Origin of the sequence: Enterobacter sp. R-25, assembly GCF_049913205.1 — a bacterium.
Taxonomy (GTDB): domain Bacteria; phylum Pseudomonadota; class Gammaproteobacteria; order Enterobacterales; family Enterobacteriaceae; genus Enterobacter; species Enterobacter ludwigii.
Genome location: NZ_CP183982.1, coordinates 4163881 through 4179318, shown reverse-complemented (window position 1 = coordinate 4179318; position 15438 = coordinate 4163881). Strand labels below are relative to the sequence as shown.

Genomic DNA, 15438 nt, shown 5'->3' with positions numbered 1-15438 from the left:
TTTTCGTCGGCAGGTACGTTCGTGCCAGCGGGACCGGTTCTGCAGCGATCGTAAAAAAGGCGCCCACTGGGCGCCTTTTGCATTTCTGCGTAAGCCTTACTTCTTAACGCTGTGCTCCAGGTTTTCAACCTGCGGCAGGCCATTACCGGCGCTTGCGGAGAGCAGGCCATTCTCAACGTAGTTGAACAGCTTCTCACGGGTATCGGTGATGTCCAGGTTACGCATGGTCAGCTGGCCAATACGATCGTCCGGAGAGAACACGGATTCACCTTTCTCCATGGTCAGACGTTCTGCTTTATAAGTCAGGTTGTCGGACATGGTGTTCAGAATAGAGTAGTCATTCCCGCGACGCAGCTCCAGCGTCACTTCACCGGTGATCGCGCTTGCCACCCAACGTTGCAGTGCATCACGCAGCATTAGGGCCTGTGGGTCGAACCAACGGCCCTGGTACAGCAGTTTACCCAGCTGACGACCATGAGAGTGATACTGCTCGATGGTGTCTTCGTTGTGAATACCGGTCAGCAGACGCTCATAAGCGATGTGCAGCAGCGCCATCCCAGGGGCTTCATAGATGCCACGGCTTTTTGCTTCGATAATACGGTTTTCAATTTGATCGCTCATGCCCAGACCGTGACGGCCACCGATACGGTTAGCTTCCAGCATCAGTTCCACATCGTCAGAGAAGGTCTTGCCGTTCAGGGCAACCGGATGGCCGCGCTCGAAACGCACGGTAACTTCTTCCGCCTGGATTTTGACGTTTTCGTCCCAGAACTTCACACCCATGATCGGGTTAACGATCTTCACGCTGGAGTTCAGGAATTCCAGGTCCTTCGCTTCGTGCGTCGCACCCAGCATATTGGAATCGGTAGAGTAGGCTTTCTCAACGGACATCTTATAGTCGAAGCCACAGGCGATCATAAACTCGGACATTTCATGACGGCCGCCCAGCTCGTCGATAAAGTCGGTATCGAGCCACGGTTTATAAATCTGCAGCTCGGCGTTGGTCAGCAGGCCATAACGATAGAAACGTTCGATATCGTTTCCTTTATACGTACTGCCATCACCCCAGATGTTTACGCCATCTTCTTTCATGGCGGCAACCAGCATGGTACCGGTCACTGCACGGCCCAGCGGGGTGGTATTGAAATAGGTCAGGCCGCCGGTGGTATTATGGAAAGCACCACACTGAATAGCAGCAATACCTTCAGCGACCAGTTGCTTACGGCAGTCAATCAGGCGCGCGTTCTCTGCGCCATACTCTTTAGCGCGACGAGGGATTGCATCATAATCGTCCTCATCCGGCTGACCCAGGTTCGCAGTATATGCATACGGAACCGCTCCCTTCTGGCGCATCCACAGCAGTGCAGCGCTGGTATCCAGGCCGCCTGAAAAAGCGATGCCAATACGTTGTCCTACCGGAAGATGCTTGAGAATCGTCGTCATAAAATAAAACCCTGCTTGATTGACTGATTAAGAGACCGCTTTCGCTCTCGATGCATGTTTATGCAAAATAAGTGAGTATTCATTTAATCATCTTTTGTCGATGACCGGAAGAGACTCGTGCGTTTTTTGTAAAATTTTCCCTTTGTTTGACCTGGCGGAAACTGGCTTGACAGGTGGGGTTCACTATCAATATACTAAACGCCGATTTTACGTCCCGTCTTCGGTACCAAATCCCAGCATTATTTGCAAATTCTCTCCAAAACGCGTAGAATTTGCCACGTTTCAGGCGCGGGGTGGAGCAGCCTGGTAGCTCGTCGGGCTCATAACCCGAAGGTCGTCGGTTCAAATCCGGCCCCCGCAACCACTTTCCCATAAAGTTCTTTTTCAAATATACTGTGAAGACTTAGAGCCTTCGTAGCTGGATTTGAAAAAATTCTTTCGGAGAGTGCTCCAGGCCGCAGTTGCGGCTATAGGGTTCAGTTATCTAAAGCCCCGATTTATCGGGGTTTTTTGTTATCTGACTACAGAATAACTGGGCTTTACGCCCTTTTTTTATGTCTTGGGGGTGGGCTTGTCCACATTAGAGCAAAAATTAACAGAGATGATTACTGCACCGGTCGAAGCACTGGGCTACGAACTGGTCGGCATCGAATTCGTTCGCGGCCGTACATCGACGCTGCGCATCTATATTGATAGTGAAGATGGCATCAATGTTGATGATTGTGCTGATGTTAGCCACCAGGTGAGTGCGGTTCTTGATGTTGAAGACCCGATTACCGTTGCGTACAACCTGGAAGTTTCCTCACCCGGCCTCGATCGCCCGATGTTCACGGCCGAGCACTATGTGCGCTTTACCGGTGAAGAAGTGGCTCTCGTTCTGCGTATGGCCGTACAGAACCGCCGTAAATGGCAGGGAATTATCAAAGCCGTTGATGGTGAAATGATCACGGTTACAGTCGAAGGCAAAGATGAAGTGTTCGCGCTGAGTAATATCCAGAAGGCGAACCTGGTTCCCCACTTTTAACAGTCTGGATTGAGGTGAAAAGCCCGCGATGAACAAAGAAATTTTGGCTGTTGTTGAAGCCGTCTCCAACGAGAAATCACTGCCGCGTGAGAAGATTTTCGAAGCGCTGGAAAGTGCACTGGCTACAGCAACCAAGAAAAAATACGAACAAGAGATCGATGTTCGCGTAGAAATCGATCGTAAAAGCGGTGACTTCGATACATTCCGTCGTTGGGTAATCGTTGAAGAGGTGACCCAGCCGACGAAAGAGATCACCCTGGAAGCGGCGCGTTTTGAAGACGAAAGCCTGAACGTGGGTGACTATGTTGAAGATCAGATTGAATCTGTCACCTTCGACCGTATCACCACGCAAACCGCAAAACAGGTTATCGTCCAGAAAGTCCGTGAAGCTGAGCGTGCGCTGGTTGTCGATCAGTTCCGCGATCAGGAAGGTGAGATCATTACCGGCGTGGTGAAGAAAGTAAACCGCGACAACATCTCTCTGGAAATCAAATCTGAAGGGCTGCCAGGTAACGCTGAAGCCGTTATCCTGCGTGAAGACATGCTGCCGCGTGAAAACTTCCGCCCGGGTGACCGTATTCGTGGCGTTCTGTATGCCGTACGCCCTGAAGCGCGTGGTGCACAGCTGTTTGTGACCCGTTCCAAGCCAGAGATGCTGATTGAACTGTTCCGTATCGAAGTACCGGAAATCGGCGAAGAAGTTATCGAGATTAAAGCGGCTGCCCGCGATCCGGGTTCACGCGCGAAAATCGCGGTGAAAACCAACGACAAGCGTATCGACCCGGTCGGTGCTTGCGTAGGTATGCGCGGTGCGCGTGTTCAGGCGGTTTCTACCGAACTGGGCGGCGAGCGTATCGATATCGTCCTGTGGGACGACAACCCGGCGCAATTCGTGATTAACGCAATGGCTCCGGCAGATGTGGCGTCTATCGTTGTTGACGAAGACAAACACACCATGGATATCGCTGTTGAAGCGGGCAACCTGGCGCAGGCAATCGGCCGTAACGGTCAGAACGTACGCCTGGCGTCACAGCTGAGCGGCTGGGAACTCAACGTGATGACCGTTGATGACCTGCAGGCTAAGCATCAGGCTGAAGCCCATGCGGCGATCGATACCTTCACGAAATACCTGGATATTGACGAAGATTTCGCCACTGTTCTGGTTGAAGAAGGTTTCTCTACCCTTGAAGAACTGGCCTATGTGCCAATGAAAGAGCTGCTGGAAATCGACGGTCTTGATGAAGCCACCGTTGAAGCCCTGCGTGAACGCGCTAAAAACGCACTGACCACCCTGGCACTGGCTCAGGAAGAAAGCCTTGGCGATAAGAAGCCGGCTGATGACCTGCTGAATCTGGAAGGTCTTGATCGTGCGATTGCGTTCAAGCTGGCTGCCCGTGGTGTTTGTACGCTGGAAGATCTCGCTGAGCAAGGCGTTGATGACCTGGCTGATATCGAAGGTTTAACCGACGAGAAAGCCGGCGAACTCATCATGGCCGCACGTAATATTTGCTGGTTCGGCGACGAAGCGTAATAAACTGTAGCAGGAAGGAACAGCATGACTGATGTAACTGTAAAATCGCTGGCTGCCGAGATTCAGACCTCCGTGGACCGCCTGGTACAGCAATTTGCTGATGCAGGGATCCCGAAGTCCGCTGATGACTCGGTGAACGCGCAAGAAAAACAAACCTTGTTAGCGCACCTGAACCGTGAACACGGTTCGACGCCTGACAAGCTGACGCTGCAGCGCAAAACGCGTAGCACGTTGAATATCCCTGGTACCGGTGGTAAAAGCAAATCGGTACAAATTGAAGTCCGCAAGACACGCACCTTTGTAAAACGTGATCCGCAAGAGGCAGAACGCCTTGCTGCGGAAGAGCAGGCACAGCGTGAAGCGGAAGAACAAGCTCAGCGTGAGGCAGAAGCGACTGCCAAGCGTGAAGCAGAATTAAAAGCTGAACGTGAGGCCGCAGAAAAAGCGAAACGCGACGCAAGTGATAAAGTGAAGCGTGAAGCTGCGGAAAAAGACAAAGTGAGCAATCAACAGACCGACGAAATGACAAAAACCGCCCAGGCTGAAAAAGCCCGCCGTGAAAATGAAGCTGCCGAGCTGAAGCGTAAAGCGGAAGAAGAAGCCCGCCGCAAGCTTGAAGAAGAAGCTCGCCGTGTAGCTGAAGAAGCGCGCCGTATGGCTGAAGAAAACGAGAAGAACGGTGTGAACCCTGCTGAAGCGTCTGAAGACACCAGCGATTATCACGTCACCACTTCTCAGCATGCGCGCCAGGCAGAAGACGATAACGACCGTGAAGTTGAAGGTGGTCGTGGCCGTACTCGCAGCACCAAAGCTGCTCGCCCAGCCAAAAAAGGCAACAAGCACGCTGAATCTAAAGCTGACCGTGAAGAAGCACGTGCAGCGATCCGCGGTGGTAAAGGCGGCAAGCGTAAAGGTTCCGCACTGCAGCAGGGCTTCCAGAAGCCAGCTCAGGCTGTTAACCGTGACGTAGTGATTGGTGAAACCATCACCGTTGGCGATCTGGCCAACAAAATGGCGGTTAAAGGCTCTCAGGTCATCAAAGCGATGATGAAACTGGGCGCAATGGCCACCATCAACCAGGTTATCGACCAGGAAACTGCGCAACTGGTAGCCGAAGAGATGGGCCACAAAGTTATCCTGCGTCGTGAAAACGAGCTGGAAGAAGCAGTAATGAGCGACCGTGACACCGGCGCAGCGGCAGAACCGCGCGCGCCTGTAGTGACCATCATGGGTCACGTTGACCACGGTAAAACCTCTCTGCTCGACTACATTCGTTCGACGAAAGTGGCCTCCGGTGAAGCGGGTGGTATTACCCAGCACATCGGTGCGTACCACGTAGAAACCGACAACGGCATGATCACCTTCCTGGATACCCCGGGCCACGCAGCGTTTACCTCTATGCGTGCTCGTGGTGCTCAGGCAACGGATATCGTTGTACTGGTTGTTGCTGCAGACGACGGCGTGATGCCACAGACCATTGAAGCTATCCAGCACGCGAAAGCGGCACAGGTGCCTCTGGTGGTTGCAGTGAACAAGATCGATAAGCCAGAAGCTGACATGGATCGCGTTAAAAACGAACTCTCCCAGTACGGTGTTATGCCGGAAGAGTGGGGCGGTGAAGCGCAGTTCATCCCAGTATCTGCGAAAGCCGGTACCGGTATCGACGACCTGCTGAACGCTATCCTGCTGCAGGCTGAAGTTCTGGAGCTGAAAGCGGTTCGTAAAGGTATGGCGAGCGGCGCGGTTATCGAATCCTTCCTGGATAAAGGTCGTGGTCCGGTTGCAACCGTTCTGGTTCGTGAAGGTACGCTGCATAAAGGCGATATCGTTCTGTGTGGTTTCGAATACGGTCGTGTTCGTGCGATGCGTAACGAACTGGGTCAGGAAGTTCTGGAAGCAGGTCCGTCCATTCCAGTGGAAATCCTGGGCCTGTCCGGTGTGCCGGCTGCGGGCGATGAAGTGACCGTCGTACGTGACGAGAAGAAAGCGCGTGAAGTTGCACTGTATCGTCAGGGCAAATTCCGTGAAGTTAAACTGGCTCGTCAGCAGAAATCTAAACTCGAGAACATGTTTGCGAACATGACCGAAGGCGAAGTTCACGAAGTGAACATCGTTCTGAAAGCCGACGTTCAGGGTTCTGTGGAAGCGATCTCCGACTCCTTGCTGAAACTGTCTACTGACGAAGTTAAAGTGAAGATCATCGGTTCTGGCGTAGGGGGTATCACCGAAACCGACGCCACCCTGGCTGCTGCATCCAATGCAATCCTGGTCGGCTTCAACGTACGTGCTGACGCGTCTGCACGTAAAGTGATTGATGCTGAAAGCCTGGATCTGCGTTACTACTCCGTCATCTATAACCTGATCGACGAAGTGAAAGCAGCGATGAGCGGCATGCTGTCTCCAGAGCTGAAACAGCAGATCATCGGTCTGGCTGAAGTGCGTGACGTGTTCAAATCACCGAAATTTGGTGCCATCGCGGGCTGTATGGTTACCGAAGGTATCATCAAACGTCACAACCCGATCCGCGTACTGCGTGACAACGTGGTTATCTACGAAGGCGAGCTGGAATCCCTGCGCCGCTTCAAAGATGACGTTAACGAAGTCCGTAACGGCATGGAATGTGGTATCGGCGTGAAGAACTACAACGACGTTCGCGTTGGCGACATGATCGAAGTGTTCGAGATCATCGAAATTCAGCGTACGATTGCTTAATCATCGATGCAGGCCGGGTAAGCAAAGCGCCACCCGGTAATAATTTTAAAAGGGGCTTTTTGCCCCTTTTTTGTCTGGAGAATTTATTATGGCGAAAGAATTTGGTCGCCCGCAGCGCGTAGCGCAAGAAATGCAGAAAGAGATCGCCCTCATCCTGCAACGTGAAATTAAAGATCCACGCGTGGGTGTGATGACCACCGTGTCCGGCGTGGAAATGTCCCGCGACCTGGCGTATGCCAAAGTGTTCGTGACCTTCCTGAACGATCAGGACGAAGCCGCGGTTAAAAACGGCATTAAAGCGCTGCAGGAAGCCTCTGGTTACATCCGCTCCCTGCTCGGCAAAGCGATGCGTCTGCGTATCGTGCCTGAGCTGACCTTCTTCTACGACAACTCTCTGGTCGAAGGTATGCGCATGTCTAACCTGGTGACCAGCGTGGTGAAACATGACGACGAACGTCGTGTTAACCCAACGGACGACAGCAAGGAGGACTAATGAGTCGTCCTCGTCGTCGCGGTCGCGACGTGCATGGTGTGCTGCTGCTGGATAAACCCCAGGGCGCTTCCAGCAACGACGTGCTGCAAAAAGTTAAGCGTATTTTTAACGCCAACCGTGCGGGCCACACGGGCGCGCTCGATCCGCTGGCGACCGGCATGCTGCCGATCTGCCTGGGGGAAGCGACAAAGTTTTCCCAGTACCTGCTGGACTCCGATAAGCGCTATCGGGTCATTGCCCGATTAGGCCAGCGCACGGACACCTCCGATGCCGATGGTCAGGTGGTAGAAGAGCGTCCGGTGACCTTCAGCGCGGAGCAACTTGATGCCGCGCTGGAAAGTTTCCGTGGCGACACGCTGCAGGTACCGTCAATGTATTCGGCGCTGAAGTACCAGGGTAAAAAACTGTACGAATATGCACGCCAGGGCATTGACGTTCCTCGCGAACCCCGTCCGATTACCGTGTACGAACTGCTCTTTATTCGTCACGAAGGCGATGAGCTGGAGCTGGAAGTTCACTGTTCGAAAGGCACCTATATTCGTACCATCATTGACGACCTGGGTGAAAAGCTGGGTTGCGGTGCGCACGTGATTTACCTGCGTCGCCTGGCTGTCAGCACGTACCCGGTTGAGCGAATGGTGACCCTTGAACATCTGCGCGATTTGGTTGAGCAGGCGGAAGCGCAGGAGATTGCGCCGGCCGATTTGCTCGATCCGCTGCTGATGCCAATGGACAGCCCGGCGGCCGATTTCCCGGTTGTTAATCTTCCTTTAACATCCTCCGTTTACTTTAAGAACGGAAACCCGGTTCGTACCACCAGTGCTCCTTCTGAAGGTCTGGTACGCGTGACCGAGGGGGATGAAGGTAAGTTTATCGGCATGGGTGAAATGGATGGCGAAGGCCGCGTCGCGCCGCGTCGCCTGGTCGTTGAGTATCCGGTTGAAGCCTGATAGCGATAACGGCTCGCCTTGCGATAAGCAGGGGAGACGAGTAGAATATCGCGGCTTAACGTTCGGCAAATTGTTTAACATATTGCGGGACGTATACTGGGATTGCTGAATTAGAGATCGGCATCCTTACATTCTTTATATTGTGGAGTTTGAAAATGTCTCTAAGCGTTGAAGCTAAAGCTAAAATCGTTTCTGAGTTTGGTCGTGGTACTAACGACAGCGGTTCTACCGAAGTTCAGGTTGCACTGCTGACTGCACAGATTAACCACCTGCAGGGTCACTTTGCAGAGCACAAAAAAGATCACCACAGCCGTCGTGGTCTGCTGCGTATGGTTTCTCAGCGTCGTAAACTGCTCGACTACCTGAAACGTAAAGATGTTGCACGTTACTCCGCGCTGATCGAGCGTCTGGGTCTGCGTCGCTAAGTCTTGCGAGTTTCAGAAAAGGGGGCCTGATGGCCCCTTTTTTCAACCAGACGGCAGCAATTCACTGGAAACTATTGTATTGTTGCTATAAATGATCTTCATTGCAGAGGTTCGCGCGGCTAATGAGAGGCTTCACCCATGGGGGTGTTGGTTGTCATTAGTCGCGAGGATGCGAAGAAGGTCGGGTTAAATCGTCAGCACACCGGTGGTGTGCTGTCATACATTTAAGAAAGGACAGAACTTTGCTGAATCCGATCGTTCGTAAATTCCAGTATGGTCAACACACCGTCACGCTGGAAACCGGCATGATGGCACGTCAGGCTACTGCTGCCGTTATGGTAAGCATGGATGACACTGCGGTATTCGTAACCGTAGTTGGCCAGAAAAAAGCAAAACCAGGTCAGGACTTCTTCCCACTGACCGTTAACTACCAGGAGCGTACCTACGCTGCCGGTAAAATTCCGGGTGGCTTCTTCCGTCGTGAAGGCCGTCCAAGCGAAGGCGAAACCCTGATTGCGCGTCTGATTGACCGCCCGGTTCGTCCGCTGTTCCCGGAAGGCTTCGTGAACGAAGTGCAGGTTATCGCGACCGTTGTTTCCGTTAACCCACAGGTTAACCCGGATATCGTTGCGATGATCGGTGCTTCTGCAGCCCTGTCACTGTCTGGTATTCCATTCAATGGCCCAATCGGTGCTGCACGCGTTGGTTACATCAACGACCAGTACGTGCTGAACCCAACGCAGGAAGAACTGAAAGAAAGTAAGCTGGACCTGGTTGTTGCTGGTACTGAAGCGGCTGTGCTGATGGTTGAATCCGAAGCGGAACTGCTGAGCGAAGACCAGATGCTGGGCGCGGTGGTCTTTGGCCACGATCAGCAGCAGATCGTTATTCAGAACATCAACGATCTGGTTAAAGAAGCGGGCAAACCACGTTGGGACTGGCAGCCTGAAGCCGTCAACGACGCGCTGAATGCACGCGTTGCTGCGCTGGCTGAATCTCGTCTGAGCGATGCTTATCGCATCACCGACAAACAGGAGCGTTATGCTCAGGTTGACGTGATCAAAGACGAAACTATCGCAACGCTGATTGCTGAAGACGAAACGCTGGATGCTAACGAGCTGAGCGAAATTCTGCATGCTATCGAGAAAAACGTGGTTCGTAGCCGCGTCCTGGCGGGTGAGCCGCGTATCGATGGCCGCGAAAAAGACATGATCCGTGGTCTGGACGTGCGTACTGGCGTTCTGCCACGTACTCACGGTTCTGCACTGTTCACCCGTGGCGAAACGCAGGCGCTGGTTACCGCGACCCTGGGTACAGCACGTGACGCGCAGAACATCGACGAACTGATGGGCGAGCGTACTGACAGCTTCCTGTTCCACTACAACTTCCCTCCATACTCCGTAGGTGAAACCGGTATGGTGGGTTCGCCTAAGCGTCGTGAAATTGGTCACGGTCGTCTGGCAAAGCGTGGTGTGCTGGCAGTGATGCCGGATGCTGACAAATTCCCGTACACCGTTCGTGTGGTTTCTGAAATCACCGAATCTAACGGTTCTTCTTCCATGGCTTCCGTGTGTGGCGCATCTCTGGCGCTGATGGATGCAGGCGTGCCAATCAAAGCCGCCGTTGCGGGTATCGCAATGGGCCTGGTGAAAGAGGGCGAGAACTTTGTTGTTCTGTCTGACATTCTGGGCGACGAAGACCACCTGGGCGATATGGACTTCAAAGTTGCGGGTTCCCGCGACGGTATCTCTGCGCTGCAGATGGATATCAAAATTGAAGGTATCACCAAAGAGATCATGCAGGTTGCGCTGAACCAGGCTAAAGGTGCTCGTCTGCACATCCTGGGCGTGATGGAACAGGCGATCAACGCACCACGCGGTGACATTTCTCAGTTCGCTCCGCGTATCCACACCATCAAGATCAATCCAGACAAGATCAAAGATGTTATCGGTAAGGGCGGTTCCGTTATCCGTGCTCTGACCGAAGAGACTGGCACCACTATCGAAATCGAAGATGACGGTACGGTGAAAATTGCAGCGACCGACGGCGAGAAAGCGAAATTCGCTATTCGTCGCATCGAAGAAATTACTGCAGAAATCGAAGTGGGCCGTATCTACAATGGTAAAGTGACCCGTATCGTTGACTTTGGCGCGTTCGTTGCCATCGGTGGCGGTAAAGAAGGTCTGGTTCACATCTCTCAAATCGCTGACAAGCGCGTTGAGAAAGTGACCGATTACCTGCAGATGGGTCAGGAAGTCCCGGTTAAAGTTCTGGAAGTTGACCGCCAGGGCCGTATCCGTCTGAGCATTAAAGAAGCAACCGAGCAGTCTCAGCCGGCTGCTGCGCCAGAAGCATCGGCAGCAGAACAGCAAGGCGAGTAAGTTGCATTTGCCCTCCGCTTTGGCGGAGGGCCTATTATCAGGCAGGACGCCTTGTTAAGCCGCCGGGGGACAGGACGTTCATCCAATAGTTGTCTTCGGGAGTGGGAAATGAAGCCTTTTTTGCGCTGGTGTTTCGTTGCGACAGCTTTAACGCTGGCAGGATGCAGCAACTCTGCCTGGCGTAAGAGCGAAGTCCTCGCAGTGCCATTGCAACCGACTTTGCAGCAGGAAGTGATTCTGGCACGCATGGAACAAATTCTTGCCAGTCGGGCTTTAACCGATGACGAACGCGCACAGCTTTTATATGAGCGCGGAGTGTTGTATGATAGTCTCGGTCTGAGGGCATTAGCGCGGAATGATTTCTCACAAGCGCTGGCAATCCGACCTGATATGCCTGAAGTATTCAATTACTTAGGCATTTATTTAACGCAGGCAGGCAATTTTGATGCTGCCTATGAAGCGTTTGATTCTGTACTTGAGCTTGATCCAACTTACAACTACGCGCACTTGAATCGCGGTATCGCCCTGTATTACGGCGGTCGTGATAAGTTAGCGCAAGATGATCTGCTGGCGTTTTATCAAGACGATCCTAATGATCCTTTCCGCAGTCTGTGGTTATACATCGTTGAGCAGAAGCTCGATGAGAAGCAGGCAAAAGAAGCACTGAAACAGCGCTTCGATAAATCGGACAAGGAACAGTGGGGATGGAACATTGTCGAGTTCTACCTGGGCAACATTAGCGAAGCAACGCTGATGGAACGCCTCAAGGCGGACGCAACGGATAACACCTCGCTCGCTGAGCATCTCAGTGAAACCAACTTCTATTTAGGTAAGTACTACCTAAGTCTGGGGGATAAGGACAGCGCTACGGCACTGTTCAAATTAGCGGTTGCTAACAACGTACACAACTTCGTTGAGCACCGTTATGCATTGTTGGAATTATCGCTCTTGGGCCAGGAGCAAGACGACCTGGCAGAATCGGACCAGCAATAGCTGACGACATAAACATCAGCCCGTAATCTTTTGATTGCCATCACCTTAACTGGTGAGGGCGTTGTTGTTCGTCAATACATCTACTTTGAGCCGGTTCACACTTTTCAATGAAAATTGCTAATCATTTTCACGATGAGCTAAGTAGACTGGCCGCCATTGACATTGAGGCACTCGTACTACATGGCTGAATTCGAAACCACTTTTGCAGATCTGGGCCTGAAGGCTCCTATCCTTGAAGCCCTTACCGATCTGGGTTACGAAAAACCATCTCCGATCCAGGCAGAATGTATCCCACATCTGTTGTCTGGTCGTGACGTGCTGGGCATGGCCCAGACTGGTAGCGGCAAAACCGCAGCGTTCTCGCTGCCGCTGCTGCACAACATCGATCCGGAACTGCGCGCACCGCAGATCCTCGTCCTGGCTCCAACCCGTGAACTGGCTGTTCAGGTTGCAGAAGCTATGACTGATTTCTCTAAACATATGCGCGGCGTAAACGTGGTGGCCCTTTACGGTGGCCAGCGTTATGACGTGCAGTTACGTGCCCTGCGCCAGGGTCCACAGATTGTTGTCGGTACGCCGGGCCGTCTGCTGGATCACCTGAAGCGCGGTACTCTTGACCTCTCTAAACTGAGCGGTCTGGTACTGGATGAAGCAGATGAAATGCTGCGTATGGGCTTCATCGAAGACGTAGAAACGATTATGGCGCAGATCCCGGAAGGTCATCAGACCGCTCTGTTCTCTGCAACCATGCCAGAAGCGATTCGTCGCATTACCCGCCGCTTCATGAAAGAGCCGCAGGAAGTGCGCATTCAGTCCAGCGTGACCACTCGCCCGGACATCAGCCAGAGCTACTGGTCTGTATACGGTATGCGTAAAAACGAAGCGCTGGTTCGTTTCCTGGAAGCGGAAGATTTTGATGCGGCGATTATCTTCGTTCGTACCAAAAACGCGACCCTGGAAGTGGCTGAAGCGCTGGAGCGTAGCGGCTACAACAGCGCAGCGCTGAACGGTGACATGAACCAGGCTCTGCGTGAGCAGACGCTGGAGCGCCTGAAAGACGGTCGTCTGGATATCCTGATTGCAACCGACGTGGCAGCACGTGGTCTGGACGTTGAGCGTATCAGCCTGGTTGTGAACTACGATATTCCAATGGACTCCGAGTCCTACGTTCACCGTATCGGTCGTACCGGTCGTGCGGGTCGTGCAGGTCGTGCTCTGCTGTTTGTTGAGAACCGCGAGCGTCGTCTGCTGCGTAACATTGAACGCACCATGAAGCTGACCATTCCAGAAGCGGATCTGCCAAATGCAGAACTGCTGGGCAAACGCCGTCTGGAAAAATTCGCCGCGAAAGTCCAGCAGCAGCTGGAAAGCAGCGACCTGGACCAGTATCGTGCGCTGCTGGCACAGATTCAGCCTACCGCTGAAGGCGAAGAGCTGGATATGGAAACGCTGGCCGCAGCACTGCTGAAAATGGCACAGGGCGAACGTACCCTGATCGTGCCACCAGATGCACCGATGCGTCCTAAGCGTGAGTTCCGTGATCGTGACGAGCGTTTCGAACGTCGTGGCGACCGTAACGATCGTGGTCCACGTGCTGACCGTCCAGAGCGCAGTGGCGAAGAGCGTCCACGTCGTGAGCGTCGTGACGCTGGCGAAATGGAACTGTACCGCATTGAAGTGGGCCGTGATGATGGTGTTGAAGTTCGTCATATCGTTGGCGCGATCGCTAACGAAGGCGACATCAGCAGCCGTTACATCGGTAACATCAAGCTGTTCGCATCTCACTCTACTATCGAGCTGCCAAAAGGCATGCCGGGCGAAGTACTGCAGCACTTTACTCGCACCCGCATCCTGAACAAGCCGATGAACATGCAGCTGATGGGCGATGCCCAGCCACGTACTGACCGTGGTGGCGAACGTCGTGGCGGTGGTCGTGGTTTCGGTGGCGAACGTCGTGAAGGCGGTCGTAGCGAAGGCAACCGCGCTGGCGCAGGCGAAGGTCGTCGTTTCTCTGGCGAGCGTCGCGAAAGCCGTGGCCCACGTCGTGAAGAAGGTACCGCTCGTCGTCGTTTCGGTGACGCGTAAGTCTTTCGTTTCTGACGTAAAGTAATCTATACAGCCCCGATAAACACTGTCGGGGCTTTTTTTATTCCTTTTGTACTCTTGTACTGGTACAGTGCTGCACATTAACATGCATAACCGCATTATTGACTGGAGAAAAGGCTGTATGGCGACACTTACCACCACCCAAACATCACCTTCGCTGCTTGGCGGCGTGGTGATCATCGGCGGAACCATCATTGGTGCCGGGATGTTCTCCCTGCCTGTGGTTATGTCCGGTGCGTGGTTCTTCTGGTCGCTGGCGGCACTGGTGTTTACCTGGTTCTGTATGCTTCATTCCGGGCTGATGATCCTCGAAGCCAACCTGAACTACCGCATTGGCTCCAGCTTCGACACCATCACTAAAGACCTGTTAGGCAAAGGCTGGAACCTGGTTAATGGCCTCTCCATTGCCTTTGTGCTCTACATCCTGACTTACGCGTACATCTCAGCGAGCGGCTCCATTCTGCATCACACATTCTCGGAGTTGTCGCTGAACGTGCCGGCAAGAGTGGCGGGCTTGTGCTTCGCGCTGGGCGTCGCGTTTATCGTCTGGATGAGTACCAAAGCGGTGAGCCGCATGACGGCGATTGTGCTGGGCGCGAAGGTGATCACCTTCTTCCTGACCTTCGGCAGCCTGCTTGGGCACGTTACGCCGGCCACGCTGTTCAACGTGGCGGAGGCGAATACCGCTTACACGCCGTACCTGCTGATGACCCTGCCGTTCTGTCTGGCATCATTTGGTTACCACGGTAATGTGCCGAGCCTGATGAAGTATTACGGTAAAGATCCACGCACGATTGTGAAGTGCCTGATCTACGGCACGCTGCTGGCGCTGGCGCTGTACGTGATTTGGCTGCTGGGGACGATGGGCAATATCCCGCGTCCTGAATTTATCGGCATTGCGCAGAAGGGCGGTAACATTGATGTACTGGTACAGGCGCTAAGCGGCGTACTGAACAGCCGCAGTCTGGATCTGTTGCTGGTGGTATTCTCTAACTTTGCCGTTGCGAGCTCTTTCCTCGGCGTGACGCTGGGCCTGTTTGACTACCTGGCCGATCTGTTTGGTTTTGATGATTCTGCCATGGGGCGCTTTAAAACCGCGCTGCTGACTTTCCTGCCACCGATTGTTGGCGGTCTGCTGTGGCCGAATGGTTTCCTCTATGCCATCGGCTATGCCGGGCTGGCGGCGACCATCTGGGCGGCGATTGTGCCTGCGCTGCTGGCACGCAAATCACGTAAACGCTTCGGTAGCCCGAAATTCCGCGTCTGGGGCGGAAAGCCGATGATTGCGCTGATTCTGGTGTTCGGTATTGGCAACGCGCTGGTGCATGTCCTGTCGAGTTTTAACCTGCTTCCGGTGTATCAGTAACACCACCTGTCACC

12 protein-coding genes and 1 tRNA gene are annotated in these 15438 nt (G+C 53.4%); 12 read left to right on the top strand and 1 reads right to left on the bottom strand.

The genetic code is table 11. The features are described 5' to 3' along the window. Positions 1–96: 96 nt before the first annotated feature. Positions 97–1443, bottom strand: coding sequence for an argininosuccinate synthase (gene argG, locus ACN9MQ_RS19910; RefSeq protein ID WP_047743771.1), 1347 nt, complete (start codon positions 1441–1443; stop codon positions 97–99). A 287-nt stretch (positions 1444–1730) separates the two neighbouring features. Between argG and ACN9MQ_RS19905 the strand changes: the two genes are divergently transcribed. The 12 genes from ACN9MQ_RS19905 (at position 1731) to mtr (ending at position 15424) form a co-directional block, all read left to right on the top strand. Beyond that, positions 1731–1807: transfer RNA gene (locus ACN9MQ_RS19905), tRNA-Met, on the top strand. Between the two features lie 207 nt (positions 1808–2014). Further along, positions 2015–2467 carry a ribosome maturation factor RimP gene (rimP, locus tag ACN9MQ_RS19900; RefSeq protein ID WP_014833432.1) on the top strand — a complete coding sequence of 151 codons (453 nt, stop codon included), beginning with the start codon at positions 2015–2017 and terminating at the stop codon, positions 2465–2467. A 28-nt stretch (positions 2468–2495) separates the two neighbouring features. Then, a complete protein-coding gene (gene nusA, locus ACN9MQ_RS19895; RefSeq protein ID WP_014171785.1) occupies positions 2496–3998 on the top strand; it encodes a transcription termination factor NusA in 1503 nt (500 codons plus the stop codon). 24 nt (positions 3999–4022) lie between these two features. Beyond that, positions 4023–6710 carry a translation initiation factor IF-2 gene (gene infB, locus ACN9MQ_RS19890; RefSeq protein WP_014171784.1) on the top strand — a complete coding sequence of 896 codons (2688 nt, stop codon included), beginning with the start codon at positions 4023–4025 and terminating at the stop codon, positions 6708–6710. Between the two features lie 88 nt (positions 6711–6798). Next, a complete protein-coding gene (gene rbfA / locus ACN9MQ_RS19885) occupies positions 6799–7203 on the top strand; it encodes a 30S ribosome-binding factor RbfA (RefSeq protein ID WP_014171783.1) in 405 nt (134 codons plus the stop codon). Continuing rightward, positions 7203–8153: a tRNA pseudouridine(55) synthase TruB gene (gene truB / locus ACN9MQ_RS19880; RefSeq protein WP_410386923.1), complete on the top strand. Its 951-nt coding sequence runs from the start codon at positions 7203–7205 to the stop codon at positions 8151–8153. The genes rbfA and truB overlap by 1 nt, the downstream gene beginning before the upstream one ends. A 155-nt stretch (positions 8154–8308) precedes the next feature. Then, the gene (gene rpsO, locus ACN9MQ_RS19875) at positions 8309–8578 is read left to right on the top strand and encodes a 30S ribosomal protein S15 (RefSeq protein WP_013098914.1); all 270 of its coding nucleotides are present in this window, start codon (positions 8309–8311) and stop codon (positions 8576–8578) included. A 242-nt stretch (positions 8579–8820) separates the two neighbouring features. Then, complete coding sequence (gene pnp / locus ACN9MQ_RS19870) at positions 8821–10959, top strand: polyribonucleotide nucleotidyltransferase (protein ID WP_014171780.1); 2139 nt, start codon at positions 8821–8823, stop codon at positions 10957–10959. Between the two features lie 108 nt (positions 10960–11067). Further along, positions 11068–11952 carry a lipoprotein NlpI gene (gene nlpI, locus ACN9MQ_RS19865; protein WP_013098912.1) on the top strand — a complete coding sequence of 295 codons (885 nt, stop codon included), beginning with the start codon at positions 11068–11070 and terminating at the stop codon, positions 11950–11952. 107 nt (positions 11953–12059) lie between these two features. Next, the gene (yrbN, locus tag ACN9MQ_RS19860) at positions 12060–12140 is read left to right on the top strand and encodes a protein YrbN (RefSeq protein ID WP_100122156.1); all 81 of its coding nucleotides are present in this window, start codon (positions 12060–12062) and stop codon (positions 12138–12140) included. Then, positions 12133–14037, top strand: coding sequence for a DEAD/DEAH family ATP-dependent RNA helicase (locus tag ACN9MQ_RS19855; RefSeq protein ID WP_426021134.1), 1905 nt, complete (start codon positions 12133–12135; stop codon positions 14035–14037). The genes yrbN and ACN9MQ_RS19855 overlap by 8 nt, the downstream gene beginning before the upstream one ends. Before the next feature lie 142 nt (positions 14038–14179). After that, entirely contained in the window at positions 14180–15424 is a 1245-nt protein-coding gene (gene mtr, locus ACN9MQ_RS19850) for a tryptophan permease (RefSeq protein ID WP_426021135.1), read from the top strand. Positions 15425–15438: the final 14 nt, after the last annotated feature.